Source organism: Hymenobacter latericoloratus (assembly GCF_014199535.1).
GTDB classification, from domain to species: Bacteria; Bacteroidota; Bacteroidia; order Cytophagales; family Hymenobacteraceae; genus Hymenobacter; species Hymenobacter latericoloratus.
The window spans coordinates 879,603-901,930 of the sequence record NZ_JACHNV010000001.1 but is presented as its reverse complement, the minus strand read 5'-3'; the positions used below and the strand labels follow the sequence as shown (position 1 = coordinate 901,930).

General features: G+C 61.0%; 21 protein-coding genes. 10 read left to right on the top strand and 11 right to left on the bottom strand.

Translation table 11 applies throughout. From position 1 onward, the window contains the following. Positions 1-38: 38 nt before the first annotated feature. Positions 39-767: a porin family protein gene (locus GGU46_RS04015; RefSeq protein ID WP_183402248.1), complete on the top strand. Its 729-nt coding sequence runs from the start codon at positions 39-41 to the stop codon at positions 765-767. Positions 768-826: 59 nt separating this feature from the next. Then, on the top strand, positions 827-1,585 hold the full coding sequence (locus GGU46_RS04010; protein ID WP_183402247.1) for a porin family protein: 759 nt from the start codon (positions 827-829) through the stop codon (positions 1,583-1,585). A 78-nt stretch (positions 1,586-1,663) separates the two neighbouring features. On the opposite strand, the gene GGU46_RS04005 is transcribed toward GGU46_RS04010, so the two are convergent. Beyond that, entirely contained in the window at positions 1,664-2,236 is a 573-nt protein-coding gene (locus GGU46_RS04005; protein WP_183402246.1) for a DinB family protein, read from the bottom strand. A 123-nt stretch (positions 2,237-2,359) separates the two neighbouring features. Between GGU46_RS04005 and GGU46_RS04000 the strand changes: the two genes are divergently transcribed. The 3 genes from GGU46_RS04000 to GGU46_RS03990 all read left to right on the top strand — a co-directional run bounded on the left by GGU46_RS04000 (position 2,360) and on the right by GGU46_RS03990 (position 5,628). After that, on the top strand, positions 2,360-3,334 hold the full coding sequence (locus GGU46_RS04000) for a hypothetical protein (RefSeq protein ID WP_246398640.1): 975 nt from the start codon (positions 2,360-2,362) through the stop codon (positions 3,332-3,334). A gap of 95 nt (positions 3,335-3,429) precedes the next feature. Continuing rightward, a complete protein-coding gene (locus tag GGU46_RS03995; protein ID WP_183402245.1) occupies positions 3,430-4,467 on the top strand; it encodes a ComEA family DNA-binding protein in 1,038 nt (345 codons plus the stop codon). 297 nt (positions 4,468-4,764) lie between these two features. Continuing rightward, positions 4,765-5,628 carry a hypothetical protein gene (locus tag GGU46_RS03990; protein WP_183402244.1) on the top strand — a complete coding sequence of 288 codons (864 nt, stop codon included), beginning with the start codon at positions 4,765-4,767 and terminating at the stop codon, positions 5,626-5,628. Positions 5,629-5,677: 49 nt separating this feature from the next. Here GGU46_RS03990 and GGU46_RS03985 read toward each other — a convergent pair whose 3' ends face one another. Beyond that, entirely contained in the window at positions 5,678-6,655 is a 978-nt protein-coding gene (locus GGU46_RS03985; RefSeq protein WP_183402243.1) for a hypothetical protein, read from the bottom strand. 141 nt (positions 6,656-6,796) lie between these two features. On the opposite strand from GGU46_RS03985, the gene GGU46_RS03980 reads away from it, so the two are divergent. Then, positions 6,797-6,988 (top strand): cold-shock protein, encoded by a 192-nt coding sequence (locus GGU46_RS03980; protein WP_139925838.1) that lies wholly within the window; start codon positions 6,797-6,799, stop codon positions 6,986-6,988. Between the two features lie 76 nt (positions 6,989-7,064). Here GGU46_RS03980 and GGU46_RS03975 read toward each other — a convergent pair whose 3' ends face one another. Further along, positions 7,065-7,568 carry a gliding motility lipoprotein GldH gene (locus tag GGU46_RS03975; protein ID WP_183402242.1) on the bottom strand — a complete coding sequence of 168 codons (504 nt, stop codon included), beginning with the start codon at positions 7,566-7,568 and terminating at the stop codon, positions 7,065-7,067. Between the two features lie 11 nt (positions 7,569-7,579). Next, positions 7,580-9,166 carry a PSP1 domain-containing protein gene (locus GGU46_RS03970; protein WP_183402241.1) on the bottom strand — a complete coding sequence of 529 codons (1,587 nt, stop codon included), beginning with the start codon at positions 9,164-9,166 and terminating at the stop codon, positions 7,580-7,582. A gap of 396 nt (positions 9,167-9,562) precedes the next feature. Between GGU46_RS03970 and GGU46_RS03965 the strand changes: the two genes are divergently transcribed. Next, the gene (locus GGU46_RS03965; protein ID WP_183402240.1) at positions 9,563-10,369 is read left to right on the top strand and encodes a M57 family metalloprotease; all 807 of its coding nucleotides are present in this window, start codon (positions 9,563-9,565) and stop codon (positions 10,367-10,369) included. 403 nt (positions 10,370-10,772) lie between these two features. Here GGU46_RS03965 and GGU46_RS03960 read toward each other — a convergent pair whose 3' ends face one another. The 5 genes from GGU46_RS03960 to GGU46_RS03940 all read right to left on the bottom strand — a co-directional run bounded on the left by GGU46_RS03960 (position 10,773) and on the right by GGU46_RS03940 (position 17,268). After that, the gene (locus tag GGU46_RS03960) at positions 10,773-13,403 is read right to left on the bottom strand and encodes a S8 family serine peptidase (RefSeq protein ID WP_183402239.1); all 2,631 of its coding nucleotides are present in this window, start codon (positions 13,401-13,403) and stop codon (positions 10,773-10,775) included. Between the two features lie 159 nt (positions 13,404-13,562). Beyond that, positions 13,563-14,726 carry a zinc-dependent alcohol dehydrogenase gene (locus GGU46_RS03955; RefSeq protein WP_183402238.1) on the bottom strand — a complete coding sequence of 388 codons (1,164 nt, stop codon included), beginning with the start codon at positions 14,724-14,726 and terminating at the stop codon, positions 13,563-13,565. 194 nt (positions 14,727-14,920) lie between these two features. Continuing rightward, entirely contained in the window at positions 14,921-15,829 is a 909-nt protein-coding gene (locus GGU46_RS03950; protein WP_183402237.1) for a hypothetical protein, read from the bottom strand. A gap of 13 nt (positions 15,830-15,842) precedes the next feature. Beyond that, a complete protein-coding gene (locus GGU46_RS03945; RefSeq protein WP_183402236.1) occupies positions 15,843-16,631 on the bottom strand; it encodes a UDP-2,3-diacylglucosamine diphosphatase in 789 nt (262 codons plus the stop codon). Continuing rightward, positions 16,606-17,268 carry a LutC/YkgG family protein gene (locus tag GGU46_RS03940; protein ID WP_183402235.1) on the bottom strand — a complete coding sequence of 221 codons (663 nt, stop codon included), beginning with the start codon at positions 17,266-17,268 and terminating at the stop codon, positions 16,606-16,608. The genes GGU46_RS03945 and GGU46_RS03940 overlap by 26 nt, the downstream gene beginning before the upstream one ends. A 398-nt stretch (positions 17,269-17,666) precedes the next feature. Here GGU46_RS03940 and GGU46_RS03935 point away from each other — a divergent pair, with 398 nt between their 5' ends. Continuing rightward, positions 17,667-17,846 carry a hypothetical protein gene (locus tag GGU46_RS03935; protein WP_183402234.1) on the top strand — a complete coding sequence of 60 codons (180 nt, stop codon included), beginning with the start codon at positions 17,667-17,669 and terminating at the stop codon, positions 17,844-17,846. Between the two features lie 87 nt (positions 17,847-17,933). Here the strand turns inward: GGU46_RS03935 and ftsH are convergent, their stop codons facing one another. Both ftsH and rsfS read right to left on the bottom strand, forming a co-directional pair. Continuing rightward, positions 17,934-20,048: an ATP-dependent zinc metalloprotease FtsH gene (ftsH, locus tag GGU46_RS03930; protein WP_183402233.1), complete on the bottom strand. Its 2,115-nt coding sequence runs from the start codon at positions 20,046-20,048 to the stop codon at positions 17,934-17,936. A gap of 99 nt (positions 20,049-20,147) precedes the next feature. Then, positions 20,148-20,543, bottom strand: a complete 396-nt coding sequence (rsfS, locus tag GGU46_RS03925) for a ribosome silencing factor (RefSeq protein ID WP_110976925.1) — start codon at positions 20,541-20,543, stop codon at positions 20,148-20,150. Positions 20,544-20,558: 15 nt separating this feature from the next. On the opposite strand from rsfS, the gene GGU46_RS03920 reads away from it, so the two are divergent. Together GGU46_RS03920 and GGU46_RS03915 are read left to right on the top strand one after the other, a co-directional pair. Beyond that, positions 20,559-21,347 carry a biotin--[acetyl-CoA-carboxylase] ligase gene (locus tag GGU46_RS03920; protein WP_183402232.1) on the top strand — a complete coding sequence of 263 codons (789 nt, stop codon included), beginning with the start codon at positions 20,559-20,561 and terminating at the stop codon, positions 21,345-21,347. A 353-nt stretch (positions 21,348-21,700) separates the two neighbouring features. Continuing rightward, positions 21,701-22,150: a T9SS type A sorting domain-containing protein gene (locus GGU46_RS03915; protein ID WP_183402231.1), complete on the top strand. Its 450-nt coding sequence runs from the start codon at positions 21,701-21,703 to the stop codon at positions 22,148-22,150. Positions 22,151-22,328: the final 178 nt, after the last annotated feature.

Sequence of the window (22,328 nt, the reverse complement as noted above, 5' to 3'; positions counted from 1 at the left end):
CGTGGCCCAGTAAGCCATTTTATTCACCTTTATCTATCATGATTGCAAAACAACACGCCCCCCTCCTGATTACAGCCATGCTGATGGCTGGGGCTCAGTTTGCTCAGGCACAGGTTACTATTGGTCCGCGCGTTGGGCTGAACCTGGCCACCGTGTCGGGCGACACAGAATTCGATGGGTTCGAGGCCGATCCTAAAATGATCCTCGCCCCTCAGGTAGGAGTTACGCTGAACGCCCAGTTTGGCAACCTGGCGCTGCAGCCTTCGCTGCTGTTTTCGCAGAAGGGGTTCAAGGTAGAGGAGGAGATAAGCGGTGTGGAAGACGGCGAAGTGTACTCGGCCAGCGTGAAAGGCAACATGCGCCTCAACTACCTCGAAATTCCGGTAAACCTGGTCTACAATACCAGCGGTGAAGAGGGTGGCTTCCAGATTTTTGCCGGACCCTACGTTGGCATTGGCCTGGGTGGCAAAGCCAAAACGGAAGTCGATTTCAGCGGCGGCGGCAGCTCCTTTAACGTCTCGGAATCCACTAACGTCAAGTTCGCTAACCAAGACGACGCGAACAGCGACCAGCAGTTTGTGCGCCAGCCCGATTTCGGCGCCAACTTCGGGCTGGGCTACAAAGCGGGCCCGTTCCAGGTTCAGGCGGGCTATTCCCTGGGCCTTTCCAACCTGATTCCGGATTCGGCCGATGGAAGCGAGCCCGAAGCCAAGCTGCGCAACCGGGTCGTACAGGTTTCTCTAAACTATTTCTTCGGCGGCAAATAGCCGGAGCAAGCACGTTACGCTGATCATAAGCCCATTCTCGTTTCTTTATTTTTTCTCTGATGATTTCTTCTGTATTCCGGACCTGCCTGACGGCGGGCGTGCTGCTGGGCGGCGCTTTAACTACCCAGGCTCAGGTTACCATCGGGCCGCGCATTGGCCTGAATGCCAGCACGCTCAATTTTGACATCGAAGATGATTCGCCTGATACGAAGTCTATCTACGGACCGCAGGTAGGGCTTACGCTAAACGCGCAGTTCGGCCATTTTTCCCTGCAGCCTTCCCTGCTGTTCTCGCAGAAGGGGGCCCGGTTTGAGGAGAAAATTGATGCCTCCTACACGGACGAGGACTTTGGCTACACCGTAGCGGTGAAAGGCGAGGAAAAGGTGGACATACGCCTCAACTACCTCGAAATTCCGGTGAACCTGGTGTATAACACCAGCGGCGAAGAAGGCGGCTTTCAGGTATTTGCCGGGCCCTACGTTGGCATAGGTCTTAATGGCCAGTACAAAGCGAAGGGCAGCATCATGACCACGGTAAACGGGCAGGTAGATGAATCCTCCTCGGGCTCCAGTGAGGAGACGGAGGACATCAAATTTGTGGGCAAGGGCACCGACGGCAACGAGCCCGAGTTCCGCCGTATCGATTTCGGCATCAATGCCGGGCTGGGCTATAAGGCCGGGCCTTTCCAGGCGCAGCTGGGCTACGGCCTGGGCCTGGGCAACCTGATTCCGAAGTACGACGACGATGACGACGCAAAGGAGAAAATACGCAACCGGGGCGTGCAGCTGTCGGTAGCCTACTTCTTCGGCGGCAAGTAAGCCGTTGCCCTACCCCCCCCCAACAGCAAAAGCCCTCGTAACCCGGGTTACGAGGGCTTTTGCCGTTGGGGGGGTAGCTCAGCTGCGGCTGTCCAGCACCCGCTCGGCCTGCTGAATGTGGCGCTTCATGTGCTCTACCAGCAGCTCCAGGGCATCGGTGAGGCGGGGCAGCAGCAGGGGCACGATGGGGTTCGGAATCCGGACGGCGTTGGCGTTGATCGTGCGCGCCTGGCCAATAAGGCTCTCCAGCTCATCGAGCTGGCGGCTGAATACCTCCACCACCGTGCGCGGCAGCCGCGAGCCGCTGGGCGCGTACTGCTGGGGCGTTTTCATGGGCTTTTCGCTGGCCGGCACCCGCATGGCCTCGGTCATTTTCTTGCCAAAAAAGCCGTGCACCACCGTTTCCGCCGGGCTGGAGCCCCGCTCTTTGGCAGCCTTGATTTTTCGATTCATCGCGGGCAGGTACAAGCCGCCCACAATGTTGAGGTGCTCCAGGCACTGGCCCACGCTCCACTTGCCCGGCCCCGGCCCGCGGTTCAGCTGGTCGTCGGTGAGGGGGCGGAAGCGGCGGTGGGTAACTTCCCGCACCCGCTGCAAATCAGCAGCCAGAGAGTCCAGAAAATCAGTGGTACGACGGGCAGTGGCGCTCATGGTTGACGGGCAATAAGGCAGAATCTACTGTAATGATACAGCCCCCAAACGGTTTCGGCAACGCTAGTCGTACGCGGCCCCTCCGATTCACTTAAAATTCAGGTGGTAGCGTACCTTCGGGGCATGGTGCGTTTCTTTTCCTGCCTGCTGAGCCTGCTGGGCGCCTGGGGCCTGCTGGGGCCGCTGCCCGTGGCGGCGCAGGCCGTGCCCAACCCGGGCGAGAACATTGCTTTTCTGGTGACGTTTGGGGCCCAGGGCGACAAAAGCTGGGGCGACGATGACTTCACCCAGACCTTCTTTTTCCTGGTGCCCAAGGGCAACCGCCAACCCGTGTACATCCGCGTCTTCGACCCCGACTGCGGCGGGCGCCACGACGAGGCCAAGTCGGGTTGGAATACCACCACCGAGTTCAGCCTTTACGGCGGCTCCGGCGCGCACTCCGGCCCCGATGCCCGCAGCACGGAGCCCAAAGGCACTTTCCGCTCGGGTACGTTGCTGAAAACCCGCACCTTTGGACCGGAGCCGACCTACGACAACCAGTGGTTTACCTTTGGGCCGCTGAATCCGCTGGAGGGCGAGTTCGTGCCGGAGTTCGACGGGTACGTGTTCAAGCTGGTAACCCAGGGCAGAAAAGGCGACGACGGTAACCTGTACCGTTATTTTCTCAGCAGCTCTCCTACCCAGAACGTGGCCGTGGAAGGCGGTAACGCTTTCACCTACGAATACTCTTTTCGCCTTTCGCCGGAGCGCGGGGCCAAAACTCACCTCTACCCCTTCATCAACGAGCGGGTGGTCAGCATCCGGCAAAGCAATTTCGACGGAGACGACGACCTCCTGCTCAAGATTTTCAGCGTCGCGAAAAACGGGCACCCGGCCACCATCAGCCCCGATCAGCGCTGGGCCAGCAGCGTGCACGCCATTGCGGCCAAAGAGCACGGCCTTTCGCTGGATCTGCAGATTACTTCCCTGTCCAAAGCCTCCAATGACCTGGTGTTCTACGTCACGGACCAATACGACGTGGCCCTGCCCTTCTTTGCCATTCCGCTGGGCGGCCCCCCACGCTACCGCTACGAGGTGGACGTAAAAATCCGGAAGTAGGCGGCCCGGCCGCCGCCGGCGCGGCTTGCTGGTTTGCCGGCTTTCTTTTATACTGGTTGTGTTTTAGCTTATTTCCGCGCTACCTATCCGTTGTTATGCCTACCGCGCGCCCGGCCGCTCCGCAGCCCGCTACCCCCTCGCGTCACGCCAAGGCCTCTTATCCGTGGCTGCGGGCTATCCGGCGCTACTTTGGCTTTTCCCGCCGCGAAACCTCCGGCTTTGTGGCTCTGCTGCTCCTGATGCTGCTCTGGCTGGGCCTGCCCTACCTGCTGCGGCCGGCCCTGCCGGCCTATAACCCGGCGCCCGATCAGCAGCGCCTCAATGCGTGGGCAGCCGAGTTGGCTGCGCGCCGCACCACCCGGCCGGCCTACGCCAGCCGCTACCCCCGTCGTGCGCCCGTACCCCGGGTAGCCCTGGCCCCCTTTGACCCCAACCAGCTGACGGAAACCGATTGGGAAGCCCGGGGCCTGCCGCGCTACGTGGTGCGCCGCCTGGTAAACTACCGCACGGTGCTGGGCGGCTTCAAAGCCAAAGAGCAGATCCGGCGCACCTACGGCCTGCCCGATTCGGTATTTGCCCGCCTGGCGCCCTACATGCTCCTGCCCGACCAGCTCCCGCCCCGCGAAGCCCGCCCTTACGCCGGCAGCCGGCCCGGTTCCTACCCGGAGCGTACCGCCTTTGGGGGCGCTGAGAAAAGCCGGTTTCCGCGCAAGCCAACCCGCCTGGCCCCCTTCGACCTGAATGCGGCCGACACCACCCAGCTCATGCAGATCCGGGGTATTGGGCGGGGGTATGCCCGGCGCATTGTGGAGTACCGGCAGCGACTGGGAGGCTTTCAGAAAGAAGATCAAACGGCCGAAATCTACGTGCTGCGCGACGCGCCCGACCTGGTGGACAGCCTGCGCAAGTACACCTTCGTGGCCCCGGGCTTCACCCCTACCCCCCTCGATGTGAACAATGCTTCCTTTGAGGTGCTGCAGGCGCACCCGTATGTAGGCAAGCGGTTGGCCCGCGTGCTGGTAGCCTTCCGACAGCAGCACGGGCCCTTCCGGCAGCCCACCGACCTGCGCCAGATCCGGATTCTGGACCAAGCCACCTACGAGAAGCTGATGCCCTACCTGGTCCTGAAGTAGCTGGCGCAGAACAAGTGAACCAGCCCCCAAGCCGCCAGCACGTTCTGGCGCATCCGGGTACGGCGGCGGGCCCTGCTTGGCCTGCCGGGTTGCAGAAACGGCCGTAACCCGGGCGCCGTGGCCAGCAAGCCCCCGAAACTACGGCTGAGGAGGCAGCTAAAAACCTAGCCCCCGAAGCCGGATGTCAGCTGCTTCCGGCCGGAAGTGGTAATTTTCGGGCGGCGGGCGCTCCAGCACTGCCAGTGTGTGTATTCCCCTGGCCAGGGTTGGCCGGGGCCTTGTTTTCGTGCCCGCCTTATGCTTTGCCCGCCGCGCCTTGTCCCGTTTGCTCTCTGCCTGCTGCCGCCCCTGCTCACGGGCTGCTCCTCCGACCAGGGCCGCGGCGGCTTCGCCAGCGTAAATGACCAGTATGAGATAGAGGAAGTAGGGCGGCTCAACCGGGAGCAGGTAGCCGAAAGCTCCGGCCTGGCCATAGCCAGCCCCGAGGGCGACCTGTGGACCCACGCCGATGGCGGCAACACGGCTCGCCTCTACAAAATAACCCGGCAGGGCGACCTGCTGCAGACCCTGAATCTGGAACCGCTCCAGAACATTGATTGGGAAGACCTGGCCCAGGACGATGAACACCGCCTTTACCTCGGCGACTTCGGTAACAACCAGAACAAACGGCGCAACCTGTGCATCTACCGGCTCAGCGGTCCTACCCTGCAGCAAGCCGATACCATTCGGTTCCGGTACGCCGACCAGCACGAATTTCCACCACGCAAACCACGGCGCAATTTCGACTGCGAAGCGTTTTACTATTATCAGGACAGTCTGTATCTGTTCACGAAAAACCGCGGGGAAAGCCGGTGGCTAAAGCAGTACGTGCTACCCGCCCGCCCCGGCCGGCACACCGCCCGCCTCGCCGACAGCCTGCAGCTGCCTACCTGGGTTACCAGCGCCGACATCAGCCCCGACGGCAAGCGCGTGGCCCTGCTGGGCGCCGAGAAAGTGTATTTGTTTGAGCGCCTGCCCGGCCGCCGTCTCTTCGACGGCCTGAAAAGCACGCTTGATACGCCGGGGTCGGGCCAAACGGAAGCGGTGGTGTTTGTAGCCGACCAGAACTTCGTTTTCAGCAACGAGAAGGGCAAACTGTTCCTGGCCACGCGCAAACAATAAACCCCGCCGGCTGGCCGGCGGGGCGCGTAATAGTACCCAGAGCTTCTCCTTATTCTGGTGAGCCGGGCCGGCCGGGCATGGGGCCGTAGTCGGGGCGGCGGTCGGAGCTGGTCCGGTCGTCGGAAGCGCCACCGTAATTACGGGCCGCGTTTTCCTGGCTATAGTCCCCACGGGAGGGCGAGCTGTCGGTTTGGTCGCCGGAGTTAGTAGCCGCATCGTACTCATCGTTATACGATCCGCCGCGGGAGCCGAACCCCGTTTTTTCGCTGCCTTGGGCATCGGGAGAGTTGGCGGCCTCGTAGCCGCTGCGCGAGCCGGCGGTAGGCGTAGCGTCGGCCTCATCGGTGCCCTGGCTGGTATTCGTAGCGGCTACACCCGTGCGCTGGCCCTCAGGCCCGCCGTCGGGGTGGCTGGGGCGGTAGTCTTCCCGCTGGTTGCGCTGGGTAGCATCGGGCTGGCTGCTTCCGGCTCGGGTTCCGCCCAACGACGAGGTGCCGTAGTTATCCGCGAAGCCCGAGTCGGGACCCTGGGGGGCGGCGTTGTCGTTGGCAAACTGCGCCCCAACGGCAGAGCCGGCGGGCGCGGTACCTCCCACCGGCTGGGTTCCGTAGCTGCCGTTGCCGGCATCCTCGAAACCGGCCGGACGCTGCTCCCGCTCGCCGATGTAGCCGGTGGTAGCCGCGGGCGTGTCAAGAGTTCCGGCGTAGGTAGCTCCTCCACGGCTCAGCTCGGCACCGTAGCCGCCCTGGGTAATGCCCTGGTCTGATTGCCGCCCAAACTCGCCCCGGCTGGCGCCGGCTACTTCATTCTGCTCGTGGTTGGCATCGTGGGCGAAGGGCTGCTGGCCGGTGGTATTGGCCGGGGCTTGCAGCTCGTGGGGCTCGGCTGCGGGCTGAGAAGGAGGCTGCGCCTGGGCTGAGTTAGCCGGGCCGCCGGTAGGAACGGCGGCCGGCTGCTGGGGCTGGGAGCCGCCAGCAGCACTGGCAGAAGCGGAAGTAGTGGGTCCGGGGGAGGTGGAATCAGTCATGACAAAAAGATATAGATGAGCTGGAATCCACTTGCATACGCAGCCAGGGGGCCCGCGTTCAGCCCGGGTGGGTTTTGCCAAGTTGGAAAACCATGTAGATTTACCGCCATTCTTTCACCCCACAACCGCTTACGCCCCGCTATGAAAACCGGCAAAGTGAAGTTTTTTAATGAATCGAAAGGCTACGGCTTCATTGTTCAAGACGAAAATGGTCAGGAGATCTTCGTCCATCAGACGGGCCTCGTGCACGAAATCCGGGAGAATGACCGGGTAACCTTCGACATCATTGACGGCAAGAAGGGCCAGAACGCCGTGAAGGTAGAGCGCATTTAACTTCAGGTTGCACGGCAAAGAAAAACCCCGATCGGCTGGCCGATCGGGGTTTTTCTTTGCCTGTTTCGCGGGCCGGCTATTGCTCCGCAGCCCGCTTGGCTACCCGCACGCCCACGGCCATAATGCCGCGCAGCTGATCCTGGCGCATGTACTGCTCCAGCATAATGCGGTAGCGACCCACCTGCCGAAACTGCTGGTTGGGCAGAGCCAGAATCTGGTGGTCATAAATATCGCCGGTGCCGTTGCCGCGGGGCTCCCCGGTTTTGGGGTCCAGCAGCAGCATCTGGTGCAGGCGGCGCGAAATCACCTTCCCATCGGGCCCCCACAGGGTTTGCTTCACGTACAGGTTGTAGTACTCGTAGTCGGCCGCGTTGCGGATGTTGAAGTACACCTGATAGCGCTGGGTGGTATCGGCAATATCAAACTCGAAGGTGGGCTTGTCCTGCACGGCCCACACGTAGGGGTCGCCGGCCGGCGACTTGAGGTCGATGTTTTTCTCAAATACCTGATTTGGGTCGCAGGCCGTCAGCAGCAGCAGCCCGATGCCCCAGGCGGGTAGTATCCGGGAGAGGAAGCGCATAGAAAACAACATCAGGAGGCAGAGGGGGTTGAACCAGCTTCGGCGGGGCCGCCGGAGCGGCCCGGGCGACTACCACGCCGGCCGGAGCGCCCGCCCCGCCGGCCCTCGCCGCCTTCTCCTCTACCCGCGCCGCCCTCGGGTGCCTCGCCGGGGGTAGCCGCCCGGGGCGGTCGGCCTTCGCGCGGCGGGCGGGGCGCCTCGGAGGGAGCATCCGGAGTTCGGTTGCCGTCGGCGGCGCGTTTGCCTTCGCCACGGCCGCGGCCACGGCGGTTCAGGGGGCGGGCTGCCGCTCCCCGCGGACGGCTTCGTTCTTCAGTCGGGGACACACCCTCGGTTTCCGGAGAGGCAACCAGGTCGGCCGTTTCGCTGTTCTGCTCCGGCGGGGTGGCCGGCCGGCCGGGGGCATTGCGGCCAGCCCGGGGGGTAGGCGCAGTAGCCACGGCCGCATCTTCCGGGCCTTTCTCCCGCTTCTTTTTGCCGCGCTTGCTGCGCTTGGAGGCCTTAATCTTGTCGTCGAGGCGCTCGAGCGAGCCTTCCACGATGGCCGTTACCTCGGGCGCTTTTTCCTCTTCCAGCACGGGGGCCAGCAAGCTTTCGGGCTTTTCACCGCGCTTGTTCAGCTCCAGCACTTCGCGCACGCGCTCCGTGGGCACTACCACCCAGTTATTGTCGCCGCGCACGGCAAACCACATCTTTCTTTTAAAGATGTCGGTTTTCTGGAGCGTATAGTCCCCTTTCTCGGTCTGGAGCGGGCGCTGCACCTGCGGAATGTCCTTGAGGGCGTCGAGGTACGTGTCCAGCTCGTAGTTGAGGCAGCACTTCAGGCGGCCGCACTGGCCCGAGAGCTTGGCCGGGTTCAGGCTCAGGTTCTGGTAACGGGCGGCGGTAGTGCTTACGCTCTTGAAATCGGTGAGCCAGGTGGAGCAGCACAGCTCCCGCCCGCACGAGCCAATACCACCCAGGCGGCCGGCTTCGTGGCGCAGGGAAATCTGGCGCATTTCCACCCGCACCCGAAACTCATCGGCCAGGCGCTTGATCAGGTCGCGGAAATCCACCCGGTCATCGGCGGAGTAGAAGAAGGTAGCGCGGGTGCGGTCAGCCTGGTACTCCACGTCGGAGAGCTTCATTTTCAAGCGCAGCTCATCCACCACGGCCCGGGCCTTGAACATGGTGCCGGTTTCCAGGTCGCGCACGGCCTGCCAGCGCTCCACGTCCTGCTCGGTGGCTACCCGCAGAATAGTGCGGATGTCCTTCGAGTCCTGGGGCACTTTCTTCTTTTTCATCTGCAGGCGCACCAACTCGCCTTTCAGCGAGACGTGGCCCAGATGCCAACCGCTACCCGCCGACTCCACCACTACGGCGTCGCCGGTAATAAGGGGTAGGCGGCTCTTATTGCGGTAAAAATCTTTGCGTCCGCCCTTGAAACGGACTTCTACTAAGTCAAATTCTTTAAAGTCGCTGGGCAACTCCAGGTCCTGGAGCCAGTCGAATACGTTGAGGCGGGTACAGCCGCTACTGCAACTGCCCTTGGAGCCGCAGCCCTTGGCAGAAGTAGTGGAGCAGCCCCCGCCGGAGGAGGAGCAGGATGAGCAAGCCACGGCCTGAAAGATCTATATGGTAAAGCGGAAAGGATTGGTCCGCCTGAAATCGGTTCTAGACAAAGATACAGATTTAGAGACGGAGGGCCTTGCCCACTCTTGCGCAGTGAAAATAGTTTGCCGGTAAAACGCCAGATTTGATGTAGCTACAACAGTCCTATTCTACAGATAGGTTACTACTGGTGAAAATTAACTTCTACCGCAAATAATCAATTATCACCGAATAATGATAAAACAAAATAGTGCAATTTTTGCGCGCTTTCAGACTGTATTAACAACTCATCAATAGAGAATCATGTTGTATATAATTTTGATAATTAACAACGCCATATTTTGAAATATCCCTAATAAAAGCCTATGTTTACAACGTTCTTTCATCCATCCACAACCAAACCCATGAAGAAATTTAAAGTACTCGCTCCCCTGGCTTTGCTCGCCGTTACCAGCCTTTCGCTTTCCTCTTGCCAAGAAAAAGCCAATGTTGAAGTAAAAGGTCAGGTTTCGGAAACCACCATCAACCAGATTCGTGCTCTGGGCTTTACGGCCGCTGGCGCTCAGCAGGTTGAGGGCGGCGTACGGGTAGAGGGCGACATTCTGCTGACCAACGAAATGCTAGCCAGCGCCCCTGCCGGAGAGCTGCTGCGCGTTGGCGAAGACGAGCAGTACCGCACCACCAACCTGGTGTCGGGCCTGCCCCGCGTTCTGACGGTTAAGCTGGAAGGCTCGTTCCCCTCGGCCTACGTATCGGCCATCGACGAAGCCATCCGCCGCTATAACGCCGAAGGTCTGCGCCTGACGTTCCGCCGCATCACGTCGGGCACGGCTAACCTGCCCATCACTTCTGCTAACCTGGGCCCCGGCGTGCTGGGCCAGTCGGGTGGCTTCCCCTCGGGCGGCAACCCGGCTCCCGGCTTCAAACTGTCGCCGACGGCCATCAATAGCACCAACGTGGGCTACATTGCCACCATCATGGCACACGAAATCGGCCACTGCATCGGTTTCCGCCACACTGACTACTTCAACCGTGCCTATAGCTGCGGTGGCTCGGCCACGAACGAAGGCGCCAGCACGGTGGGCGCTATCCTCATCCCCGGCACTCCCTCGGGCGCTGACCCGAACTCCTGGATGCTGGCCTGCGTGGGCAACGGCGTAAGCCGTCCGTTCAACAGCAACGACCGTGTTGCACTGAGCTACGTGTACTAAGCAACCGCTTAACACTGGTTAAAAAACGGCCCCGGCTCACATGAGCCGGGGCCGTTTTCTGTTTTAGCGGCATGAACCAGCTGAATAAAAGGGGGCAGAACAGCAACTATTTCTGCTTAGCTCCCGGCGGCTATGCGGAGTGCAAAGCGGCATCTGGCAAACTCAAACCGAGGTTGCTACCCCACTACCACCGCGCAGGCTAGCGGGACAGGGCCAACACGGCGGCCTGTACGCTACGGGCTGGTTTCCTACCCCCAAGCGTCAACAGAAAGTCAACCAGGTAGATCAGACGTGTCTGACCGGGGCTGCTCCGCAGCTCGAAAGCGCCCGTGACAACGGCCCTTATCTGCTTGCATAAGCAGAGAGCAGCCGGCGCCCCAACTCACGGCGCGTGGCACCGAAGCTATAATACCAGGATACGGCGCGTTATTTCTTGCCCGCCGGGCGTGCTGAACCTCAGCAGAAACGTACCCCGCCCCAGTGCCTGACTATCAAGGACATGCTGGGAACTGCTGCTGGTGGTAAGATCGAGGCGCAGACGACCAGTCAGGTCATACACCCGGATGTGCAGGGCCTGATCCTGCGGGCCTACGATGGTCAGCGGCTCGCCGGCCACCACGGGCACCGGGTACACGAGCACATCGGCAGTGCTGCGCACGAGAAACGCGGCCTCTACGGCACTATAATAAGTGCGGCCGTTATTCAGATCGAGGCGGACCCGGTACTCACCCCGGCCGGGCTGGGGACTGGGGTCCGACAGCTCCAGGGCAGTACCGGGCACGGAGGCCAGGCGTTGCACGGCCCCGAAGCTCCCGTCGGGGTTGCGGCGCTCCAACGTTACGGTTTGCAGCCGGTAAGTGGTACTCAGCAGCAGGTTGAAGCGTACGTTGTCGGCCACTGGCTGGGCAGGTAGGAAGGACTGAATGTAGCACCCATTATTTTCCGGACCAACGTTGGCGGTAAGGCCCTGCTCCCGTACCTGCCCCCCCACCCAGGGCCCGACAGCATAGTACAGCGCGGCTGCATCCGGGCCCGACAGCGCCACCGCAGTATCAGTAAGCAGGCGGTAGGGCTCCAGGTGCGTGGCCCCCAACCGGTAAAGCTGATACTGGGTAGCTCCCGGTACTCGTTTCCAAGCCAGCAGGGTTTCTTCGGGGCAACTGTAGAGCACCTGCACCGCTAGGGGCGGGGCCACAAAAAACGTATCTGACTCGACAGCGCCAGCTCCCGTCAGCAGGCGCACCTGGGCCAGCGTTGGCCCCGAAGGAGCAGTCCAGCGGAAGGCTTGCTGCTGCAAATCAACGGAAGCCGAAAGCGTGGTCCAGGTAGGCTGGCCCACCGGGCGGTACTGCAGCTGCGCCGTGGTGGCGGGCCCGGCCCATTGCCAGCGTAACACCGCTGCTTCGGCAGCACGCAGGGTGCGGGCCGCGGTAGGATTTATCCACGTCAGGCCCGACTCAAACTCATACACAAGGCTGAATGCCTGCGGCCCCTGCGGCACAGCGTAGCCCCGCACCCGCAGCTGATACGTACCGGCCGCCGGGGCATCCAGGGTTATCTGCTCGGCATTGTCGCGGCGGTTGGGGCGGCGGCGGGCCGGTAGGGCCAGCGAATCGGGGTGAGGAAAGGTGCTCAGCGTCCAGGGTAGCCAGCGTTGCGCGTCCGTGGCCCGGACCAGCGTCAAGTCAAGGTCGTTGAGCAGGGTGGCTGGGGCATTGGCCGCCGCTTCCGGGTCGTGCCAGACCAGGGTAACCTTCAGCCGGTGGGTGCCTGCCGGTACCATCAGGGGTACCACCTGCTCCTGCCCCTGGGCAACGGAACCTTCGGAAAAGCGCCGCTCCAGTATAGTTTGCACGGCTCCCAGGGCGTCGGCCTGGCCGTAGCCAGCTACGTGGTCCACGTTGGGGCGCCCGGTATCATCGGCCGAGTTCAGCAACGCAGCCTTCACCAAGGCTGCCGAGGGTAGGCGCCCTTGCCGGTCGCGGTAGGCCTGCTGCACCAGCAAGCTCACGCCCGATACCAGAGCCGCGGCATCGGAAGTACCACCGTCGCCGAAGGCTACCAGCTCCGGCTTAATGCGGCCATCGGCGGCGGGGCCGCGGGAACTAAGCGGAGCTACCTGCCCGAAAGCATCGGTGGCGCCTACCGTGAGGGTATTTTTCGAGTTTTTGAACTGCCCCGTCAGGTTGGCTACCGCGGCCAGGCCGGCGTACGGGCCCGCCGGGGCCGGCTGGCTGCCGGAGTTGCCGGCAGAAAAGACGTGCAGCAGCTCCGGGCGCCGCAGCACCTGCTGGTCGTAGGCGCGGGCTTCGAGGCCGTAAAAATTCTCCACACTTACCCCGTACGAGTGGTTCTGCACCGAAACCCCCTGGCCGGCCAGGGTGGCATCATCATCGGGCAGCAGATTGCTGTAGCTGGCCTGCGCAATGCGCGCCTGCCAGGCGGCTCCTTTGCCCGCCGGGGCCGAGTTGCCGCCCCCAGCAATCAGGGTAGCCATCAGGGTGGAATGCGAATTCAGTGTTTGAGCCTGCGGATTAGGGTTTACCAGGCGGCCCTTGAAGTCGATGTCGTTTATATCCAGGGGGCCTTCCTTGACGGATACCGTCAGGCCTTGTCCCGCCAGCTGGGGGTAGCGCGTGTGCACCGCAGTTACTTTGTTGGCCGCGAAGTCGGCGCCGTTGAGCTGGCGCTCCGGCCGGGCGGCCCGGTCGGCTACTTCCACAAAGCTCACGTAGGGACACTGGCTCAGCATGGTAGCCGTGGTACCGCGTACCTGCCAGAGGCCCGCCTGATGGGGCTCCTGACTGGCTACGGCCCGGGGCTGCTTCTGAGCCAGCCACTCCCGAAACCCAGCCTCATCGGATACGCTTACCCGTAATACGCGTCCGGCTTGGTTGGCTTCCAGACCGGGCGCCAGCCGGGCGCGGGGCCGGACGGGTCCTGTCGTTTGCGCCAGGGCTGAACTACCGCCGATACTAGCCGCCGCAAGCAGTAAATAACGAAGATACCGGCGGCAGTAAACGGCAGCAGACATAGCAAGGAATTGGTTGTGGCAGAAGGCAGCAGGGCGGGAACAACGACCAGAGTCGTCTCTTTCAAATGTAGGCAGAAATAGCCGCTTGCCCCTACCCCCGCTGGCACGAAAAAGGCCGGCAACTTGCCGGCCTTTTAGGGGGTAGCACGCCCGGGTGGGCTAGGGCTTCAGGACCACTTTCACGCAGTTGTCCTTCTTGTTGCGGAAGATGTCGTAGCCGTGGGCGGCCTCGGACAGGGGCAGGCGGTGGGTAATGATATCATCCAGCACCACTTTACCCTCAATTACATACTGCAGCAACTTGTCGATGTGCTTGTGGGCCGGGGCCTGGCCGCCTACCAGCTTGATGCCTTTATCGAAGAACTGCCCTACGGGGAAATTATCGAAGGGGGTACCGTACACACCCAGTACCGTTACGATGCCGCCGCGGCGCACGGCACTCATGCAGGCTTCCAGCACTTTAGGCGAGCCTTTCTCGAAGTTGACCACTGCTTTGGCCCGATCCAGCAGGCCACGGTCGGGCTCGAAGCCTACGGCCTCTACGCACACATCGGCGCCCCGGCCGCCGCTCATGTCCCGAATCTGCTCCACCACATCCTTGGCATTTTCCCACAATATGGTTTCGCAGTTGGTGGCGTACCGGGCTTTGTCGAGGCGGTATTGTAGCGTGTCCACAATAACCACCCGGGCGGCTCCGCGCAGCCACGCCGATTTCGCGGCCATAATGCCCACGGGGCCGGCACCGAAAATGGCTACCGTTTCGCCGCCCTTCACTTCGCCCCAGTCAATGCCGGAATAGCCGGTCGGGAAAATATCGGTCAGGAACAGGGCCTGCTCGTCGGTGAGGCTATCCGGAATGACGCGGGGTCCGTAATCGGCGTAGGGCACGCGCACGTACTCGGCCTGGCCGCCGTTGTAGCCGCCGTACAAATCGGTGTAGCCGAACAGGGCCCCGCCTTTTTCCGTCAGCAGGCCGCCCTCGGGGCCGTAGTGGTCGGGGTTGGAGTTCTCGCAGTGGCCCGGCAGGGCGTGGTTGCAGAAATAGCAGGTGCCGCAGGCCACCGGGAACGGCACCACTACCCGGTCGCCGACCTTCAGCTTGCCACCCACGCCCTTGCCTACTTCCTCCACAATGCCCATAAACTCGTGGCCCAGCACCATGGGCCGGGGCTGCGGGATGCTGCCGTTGTAAATGTGCAGGTCGGAGCCGCAAATGGCCGTGCTCGTCACGCGAATAATGGCGTCGCGGGCGTCTTCAATCTTCGGATCCTCTACGGTATCGACGCGCACGTCTTTGATTCCGTGATACACGAGTGCTTTCATAGCTAACCAGGGTTGTGGAGTGGATGAACAGCCGCTGACCACAGGGCCAGCTCATCCGCTAACGCCTCGCCGGGCCAGGGAGTTACGCCCCAAAGCAGCGGCCCCCTACCCCTTCACCAGCTCTAAAGCCTCAATCTGGCCGGTATTTGCGGTTCCCAGAGGCAACCTCGACGGTGGTTCTCTGCCCGAAGAACCTATATTTTATACACTTGTACTTCCGCACTCGTCAGCACATAGGCGTACTGCTCACCCACCAGCACCTGCTGGGCTCCGGCCGTGGGCAAGGGGAGCAGGCGGTCCGTTTGATTGTAAAGGTGCCAGAAATGCAGCCCGTCAGGTCCCGGATAATACAGCTCGTCGCCGCGGAAACCTACGTAGCTCAGGCCGGGTAGCGGCAGCTTTTTGCGGTAGTTGCCCAGGTTATCGAACACGTAAATGCCGCTGTTGCGGTCCACGAGATAGAGGTTGTTCTGGTATTCGCGCAGAAACCGGAAGTCGGGCCGGCTGCGGCCGATGAGCAGGTCGAGGGGGGTAGTGATGGAGAAGCGCTTCTGGCTGGTATCGAACTGCCGGAGCGTCAGGTCTGATTCGTTGAGCAGCCAGTACCGGTCGTCGGGGGCCAGGGTAGCCGCGCGAATCTGCCCGTCGAGGTAATCCTGCCAGCGTACTTCGGCTATGGGCGTCAGAAACCGGTCCAGCAGCACTACCTGTTGGCGGTCATCATAAAACACCAGCACTTTGGCCGTGTTCCAGGCTTCTACCTGGGCCGTGTGCCCAGGCAGCGGGGGCGAAAAGGTGTTAAGGGGTTGCCCATCGGGGCCGTACTGGCGCAGGTTGTTTTGGGCGTCGGTTACGTAGAGGTTGCCGCGTCGGTCCAGGGAGGCCGGGCCCGGTTGGGGCAGGGCAATGGTGCGCACCGGTACCCAAGCGGCAGCCGCTTCCCTGGTATCGGCGGGTATTGTAACCACGGGCGCGGCCTGCCCGGCGGGCGCTACCGAGCCGGCGGCCGGCGCCGTGGTCTGGGCGTATGCTGAGCTAAGAGCTAAGCAGACCGAGCTGAGAGTTAAAAAGCCAGTTGCTACTTGCTTTCTGGTTCTCAGCACCAGCTGTTCAGCTTTATTTCTCCTGCTCAAAGTGCCGAAGCTCCAGTTGGTTGCCATCATACACGCCGTAGGAGCAATAATTGACCCATTCGCCCAGGTTTATGTAGCGGCTCCCTACCTCTACTTCCACATCGAGGGGTAGGTGGCGGTGGCCGAACACGTAGTACTCATGCGGAAACTGCTGCTGCACCTCGCGGCAGTAGGTCAGCAGCCACTCATCGTCGCCGAAATACTGCTCATCGGCGGCGCCATTCTGCAGGCGACTATGCCGGCTCCAGCGGTTGGCAATGCCAATGCCCAGGTTGGGGTGCAGGCGGGCAAACAGCCACTGCGCCACCGGCGAGGCAAACACGCGCTTCAACACCTTATAGGTATGGTCGCCGGGGCCCAGGCCGTCGCCGTGCCCGATGTGAAACTGGTGCCCCCCAATGCGCTGACTGACCGGGTGCCGCAGCACCGGAATGTTCAGCTCTTTGGTGAAGTAGTCGAACATCCACATATCATGGTTGCCGGTAAAAAACGTCACGGGCAAGCCGGCATCGGTCAGTTCGGCCAGCTTGCCCTGCAGCCGGATAAAGCCGCGCGGAATAGCATGCCGGTACTCAAACCAGAAGTCGAAAATATCCCCCAGCAGGTAAATGGCGGCGGCATCCTGGGCGGCCGCGTCGAGCCAGCGCACGATGCGCCGCTCCCGCTCCAGGGAGCGGGCGGCATCGGGGGCACCCAAGTGAAAATCAGAAGCAAAGTACACGCGGCGGCCGGCGGGCAGCGCGAGGTCAGGCAGTTGCGGCGGGCGCGTCATCCAGTAAAAACAACACGATGCTGCGCGGGCCGTGGGCACCGAGCACCAGCGTTTTTTCAATATCCGCCGTGCGGCTAGGCCCGGTGGTGAGGGAAATCATGGAGGGCAGCTTGTCGGGGCCGTATTTCTGCTGCATCAGCTTCAGCGCGTCGCCGATGTCGGCTACCACCTGGGAGGTACGGGCTACCACCAAATGCTGGTCGGGGTAGATGCTGAGGCGGCGGCCACTGGCCGTAGCGGCGGCTACCAGCACGCTGCCGGTGCGGGCCACTAGGGCTTCGCAGCTGGTCAGGCCGGCGTCGGCCTGGGTCCGGAAATCGGCTTCATCGCCCTGAAACACGATGTTTCCTTCGTGCAACAGTTTCTTTAGCTCCGGCTCCCACACGTAGAGGTGCTCCAGGTTCTTCTCCTTCTTGTAAGTGAAGAGCTGGTCGTAAAAGTGCTCCACCGATTCGCAGTAATAGAACACGCCGCCTACCCGCACAAAGCTCTGGGCGAAGGCCACGGCCAGGTCGTCGGCGGAGGTGGGCCGGGGGTGCAGGGGCGCGGTAAAATCGGGGCGAGTTGGCTGCGGCGCGGGTTGCCGCAACGATTCCCGGATACGGCGCAGGATCAGGTCACGAGAGGTTTCCGCCATACGGTAAAGGTACAAGGATTAGGCATGCGTACCACCCCTGCCCCCTCTGCCCGTGCAAGTGGCCGGAGCCGGCTGGCTCTGGGCGAATGGCGTATGGCCATACCCGGGAGTGGCAGCAGCTTACTTCCCTACCCCAACCATCAGCAGCAAAAGCTACTGGCGTGCCTGGCATCTTCTGGCCTGAGATAAACGCCTGACTACCACTAACCCTGAATTGACTGACCTCACAAGATTATGGGGTAGCATCTGCTGTGTAAGCCGTGCGAACGGGCTGTGCAAGGCGTTTCGGGTTGATTTCAGACTTGGAGGCAGCCGCCTGGAATTGCATAAAAGCAAGGCGGCCTTACTGCTGGCACTTTTTTAGCAAGCTACCCCCAAAACACTTGACAATGAATAATATGCCTCCCTGTTCCCCTTCATCGGATGCTTATGAGCCTACGGCAGCCGACTTTGCGCAATGGGTAGCTGAGTTATTGCCTGGTATTGGAGCGGCCATTGCGCAACAAGGCTTCGAGAAAGGCTGTCAGCTGCCTGCTTTCCAGAGCTACCTGCAGGAACGGGGGCAGCCGGTGCCATAAGCTTACGCGTATGCAGCACACTTCTGTACTCACAAAAAAACCGCTGCCTACTCCGGCAGCGGTTTTTTTATATGAGGTTTAACCAAGCTACACCGGCGTTACGGCGCTGCCCGTGGGCTCAGTAGCCGAACCGGCCGAGTCGGTGCCGTTGTCAACGCCCGGCAGCTTCAGGTCGGGCAGGTCGTTGCCCAGCGGAACGCCGGGGTGCTCCTGCTTCCGCTCGCTCAGCGTTTCCGAGCGGTCCGTGCCCGACATGTGCGCCTGGTAGGTAGTCTGGCTATCGAAGGGGCGTTTGCCCACGAGGCGCTCCAGGTCATCCTGCAGCAGGATTTCCTTTTCCAGCAACTCCTTCGCCACTACCTCCAGCTCGTGGCGGCGCTCCGTCAGCAGCTCTTTGGTGCGCACGTACGCCTGCTCAATGATGGCGCGTACTTCCTCGTCAATCATCTGGGAGGTAGCTTCTGAGTAAGGCTTGGTGAAACCGTACTCATTCTGGCCCTTCGAGTCGTAGAACGATACGTTGCCGAGCTTGGCGTTCATGCCGTACATGGTCACGATGCTGTAGGCTACCTTCGTGATGCGCTCCAAGTCAGAGAGGGCGCCGGTCGAAATCTTCCCGAATACCAGCTCCTCAGCGGCGCGGCCACCCAGCGTCATGCACATTTCGTCCATGAGCTGCTCGGTATTATACAGGAACTGTTCGCGCGGTAGGTACTGAGCGTAACCCAGCGCCGCTACCCCACGGGGTACAATGCTCACCTTTACCAACGGATCGGCGTGCTCCAGGAACCAGCCCGCAATGGCGTGACCCGCTTCGTGGTAGGCCACAATCTTTTTCTCGCCGGGGCTAATGATCTTGTTCTTTTTCTCCAGGCCACCAATCACGCGGTCCACGGCGTCGGTGAAGTCCTGCATGGTCACCATCTTCTTGTCGCGGCGGGCGGCAATCAGGGCGGCTTCGTTGCAGACGTTGGCAATTTCAGCACCGGCAAAACCAGGCGTCTGAGCGGCCAGTTTCTTGGCTTCCACGTCGGGGCCCAGGGTCAGCGGCTTCAGGTGCACATTGAAAATCTGGGTGCGGCCGTTGATGTCTGGTTTGTCAATGCTGATCTGACGGTCGAAACGGCCGGGACGCAGCAGCGCCGAGTCCAGCGTATCGGGGCGGTTGGTAGCAGCCAGGATGATAACCCCGGAATCGGTACCGAAACCGTCCATTTCTACCAGCAGGGAGTTCAGGGTGTTTTCCCGCTCGTCGTTGCCGCCGGGCACGTTACCACGCGAGCGGCTGCGGCCAATGGCGTCAATCTCGTCGATAAAGATGATGCACGGTGCCTTGGCTTTGGCCTGCTTGAACAGGTCGCGCACACGGGCCGCGCCTACCCCCACAAACATCTCCACAAAGTCGGAACCCGACAAGGAGAAGAACGGAACATCAGCTTCGCCAGCTACAGCCTTGGCCAGCAGAGTTTTACCCGTACCGGGAGGACCAACCAGCAGGGCGCCTTTCGGAATTTTACCGCCGAGGATGGTGAACTTCGAGGGGTTCTTGAGGAACTCCACGATTTCCTGCACTTCCTCCTTGGCCTCTTCCAGGCCGGCTACATCCTTAAAGGTAACTTTCACCTTGTCGCCACCCTCAAACAGGGCCGCGCGGGACTTACCGATATTGAAGATCTGACCGCCGGGTCCGCCCGCTCCGCTCATGCGGCGCATCAGGAACCAGAAACCCACGAACAGCAGAATCATGAAGCCCCACGTGGTTACGTACTCGCCGTAGCCCGTGCGGTCTGTAACTTTCAGGCCTACCTGCCGGTCGGGGGGTAGGGTGGCCTGTACCTTGTCAAGGTCTTCCTTGAAGGTTTTGCCATCTACCACCCGGAAGCCGTACTGGGCACCCTGGTCCATAGAAAGCGGACCGCGGCGCTTCAGCTCGGCATCGTAGGGCGCCTTCTGAATGGCCTCCTTTTTAAGCGAAACTTCTACCTGCCGGTCGTTCACGAGAGTAATGTCGCGCACGTCGCCGGCGCTGAGCATCTGCTCGAAGCGCTTCTGCGTAATTTCAATAAGCGGATTGCTGCGGGAGAGGTACACCATCCCCAGGATGAGCACCACCAAGCCCGTCAGCACCCAGAGCTGCATCCCGGGCCGGGGCGCGGGATTCGGCAGCATAGGTTTTTTCTTTTTGGGCGTCGTATCAGACATGAATTGAGGTTGCTAAGACAATAAACAAAGGCGCAACACGCCACTCGATTGTTTGTTGGCGCATCCGCCAGTATTTTGCAAGACGCCGAAGGGAAGGTTTTACCTTACCGCCGCCGGAGTTTCCTCTTCCTCTACGTAGGTAATCTGCGCGTCGCCCCAGAGCTCTTCCAAGCCGTAGAACTGGCGCCGGTCGCGCAGGAAAACGTGCACTACCACGTCCACGTAGTCGAGCAGCACCCACTCCCGGTTCATGCGCCCTTCGGTTTGCCAAGGGTTCTGGCCGGTAAGCTTTTCTACCTCCTCTTCTACCGAGCGGGCAATAGCGTCAATTTGCGTATCTGAAGAAGCCGAGCAGATTATAAAATAATCGGCCACGGCATTTTTTAGGTCTTTGAGGTTGAGTACCACGATATCGGCTGCTTTCTTCTCTTGCATGCCGCGCACTACTACATCTGCCAACTTGTCCGAATCCTGCCGAACCAGGGTACTTTTCATGGGGTATTGTTAGGTTTGAACGTCACAAAGTACGAAAAACAGGTGGAGGCTATATACCCCCAAACGCTCTTCACGGGCCAACAGCTTGTCTGGTTGCCCGAATGCCCCTCGACGAACACCGAGGCATACCAACTGGCTGTCCAAAACCGGGCCACGGATGGTTGCTGCGTCATTACCGACAAACAGACCGCTGGTCGCGGCCAACGTGGCAACCAATGGGAAGCAGCGCCGGGCGAAAACCTGACACTGTCCGTGGTATGGCACCCTGGCTTTTTGCCAGCCGCCGACCAGTTTCTGCTAAGCCAGGCCGTAGCGCTGGCCGTGCATGACTGGCTGGTAACCCTGCTTGGCCCCGACCCCGCGCTGCGGGTAAAGTGGCCGAATGATATCTTTTTTGGAAGTCAGAAGCTGGGGGGCATTCTGATTGAGAACACACTTAGCGGCCCGAAGATTCAGCACAGCATCGTCGGGATAGGATTAAATATCAACCAGCGGCAATTTGCGGTACCCACCGCTACCTCCCTGGCCTGCCTGACCGGCCGCGCCTACTCCTTGCCAACTTTAGTAGCCCGGCTGCTCGAAAGTCTGGAGCGGCGCTACCTACAGCTGCGCTCCGGCAAGGTGGGTACGTTGCGGGCAGAGTACCTGCAGGTGCTGTACCGCTTTCAGGAAGAGCATGAGTACGAAGCTGCCGGCCGCCGCTTGCGGGGCCAGATTGTGGGTGTGGATGAAACCGGCCGCTTAGCAGTAGCAACGAAAGGGAAACTGCATTATTTCGATTTAAAAGAAATTCGCTATATATGAAGGTCGGCGTGTCGCGGGAGAGTAGGAGCCGTATAGGCTCTGCCTGCTGTACACATCCGCTGCCAGCCGTCGTGGTAGCCTCGGACTGCGCCAAAGGCAATAATTCTATTCAATTTTACTTCCCTCATCTTCAACCCTTTACCATACCTCGTCGTAAGTTTACTTAAACATCTATGCAACCTTATTCCTTACTTACGCATCTGCCTTACAACACAGCCTCCGCAATGAGGCATGGTAGTTGTCTATCCAGAGGCAGGCGGCCGTTTCTGCCGCTTTGTCCTGCGGAGGACAATCGTACTTATTTGACTTTGCCGCGCGGCTTGGCCGTGCGCTCCAGACGCCGACTGAATGCCATGAAACTTACTACGCGCTTTCTCCCAGTACTACTGCTGCTGCTGTGGCAACTGCCCCTGCTGGCTGCCACGGTCCGGCTGGAAGCTAGCCTGCGGCATGCTACCCCTTCCCGGCCCCTGCAACAGGTAACTCCTACGGCTGCTACCCCCGCCGTTGGTGTTAACACCTCGGCGGCCGCCCGGGCGCTGGCCCCGGCTCTATCGGTTTATCCTAACCCTTCGCGAGGCCTGATTACGGTATCGGTGGGTCAGAAGCTACCTTGGGGCGACTACAAGCTACGCCTGAGCAACATCATTGGGCGGGAGGTGCGCAGCGTGCTGCTGCGGCCGGAAGCCGCTGATGGGGGCATGAACCTCAACCTTTCGGATTTGCCGCCCGGCATGTACTTCTATAGCCTAGTGCAGAACGATAAGGTAGTTTCTACCAAACGCTTGGTGCTACAGAACTAAGTCCTTCTGAATAAAATTAGAAAAGCAGCTTCCTATGGAGCTGCTTTTTTTGTGCCCATGGGGGTAGCTCAGTAGAAACTAGCCGGTAGCACGCAACCTGATTCGCGGCTCTCGCTACTTATTCTCTACTTTTGATCTTTCACTGATTTCCTTCCGGACCCTAAAACCCGTCGTTCAG

Excerpts from the sequence above, each read along its gene's own strand:
- GGU46_RS03980 (WP_139925838.1), top strand. The coding sequence starts at position 6,797 with ATGAAAACCGGCAAAGTGAAGTTTTTTAATGAATCGAAAGGCTACGGC.
- GGU46_RS03975 (WP_183402242.1), bottom strand. The coding sequence starts at position 7,568 with ATGCGCTTCCTCTCCCGGATACTACCCGCCTGGGGCATCGGGCTGCTG.
- rsfS (WP_110976925.1), bottom strand. The coding sequence starts at position 20,543 with ATGAAAAGTACCCTGGTTCGGCAGGATTCGGACAAGTTGGCAGATGTA.
- GGU46_RS04015 (WP_183402248.1), top strand. The coding sequence starts at position 39 with ATGATTGCAAAACAACACGCCCCCCTCCTGATTACAGCCATGCTGATG.
- GGU46_RS04005 (WP_183402246.1), bottom strand. The coding sequence starts at position 2,236 with ATGAGCGCCACTGCCCGTCGTACCACTGATTTTCTGGACTCTCTGGCT.
- GGU46_RS03955 (WP_183402238.1), bottom strand. The coding sequence starts at position 14,726 with ATGAAAGCACTCGTGTATCACGGAATCAAAGACGTGCGCGTCGATACC.
- GGU46_RS03960 (WP_183402239.1), bottom strand. The coding sequence starts at position 13,403 with ATGTCTGCTGCCGTTTACTGCCGCCGGTATCTTCGTTATTTACTGCTT.
- GGU46_RS03915 (WP_183402231.1), top strand. The coding sequence starts at position 21,701 with ATGAAACTTACTACGCGCTTTCTCCCAGTACTACTGCTGCTGCTGTGG.
- GGU46_RS03940 (WP_183402235.1), bottom strand. The coding sequence starts at position 17,268 with ATGGCGGAAACCTCTCGTGACCTGATCCTGCGCCGTATCCGGGAATCG.
- GGU46_RS03965 (WP_183402240.1), top strand. The coding sequence starts at position 9,563 with ATGAAGAAATTTAAAGTACTCGCTCCCCTGGCTTTGCTCGCCGTTACC.
- ftsH (WP_183402233.1), bottom strand. The coding sequence starts at position 20,048 with ATGTCTGATACGACGCCCAAAAAGAAAAAACCTATGCTGCCGAATCCC.
- GGU46_RS03935 (WP_183402234.1), top strand. The coding sequence starts at position 17,667 with ATGCCTCCCTGTTCCCCTTCATCGGATGCTTATGAGCCTACGGCAGCC.
- GGU46_RS03990 (WP_183402244.1), top strand. The coding sequence starts at position 4,765 with ATGCTTTGCCCGCCGCGCCTTGTCCCGTTTGCTCTCTGCCTGCTGCCG.
- GGU46_RS03985 (WP_183402243.1), bottom strand. The coding sequence starts at position 6,655 with ATGACTGATTCCACCTCCCCCGGACCCACTACTTCCGCTTCTGCCAGT.
- GGU46_RS04000 (WP_246398640.1), top strand. The coding sequence starts at position 2,360 with ATGGTGCGTTTCTTTTCCTGCCTGCTGAGCCTGCTGGGCGCCTGGGGC.
- GGU46_RS04010 (WP_183402247.1), top strand. The coding sequence starts at position 827 with ATGATTTCTTCTGTATTCCGGACCTGCCTGACGGCGGGCGTGCTGCTG.
- GGU46_RS03945 (WP_183402236.1), bottom strand. The coding sequence starts at position 16,631 with ATGACGCGCCCGCCGCAACTGCCTGACCTCGCGCTGCCCGCCGGCCGC.
- GGU46_RS03995 (WP_183402245.1), top strand. The coding sequence starts at position 3,430 with ATGCCTACCGCGCGCCCGGCCGCTCCGCAGCCCGCTACCCCCTCGCGT.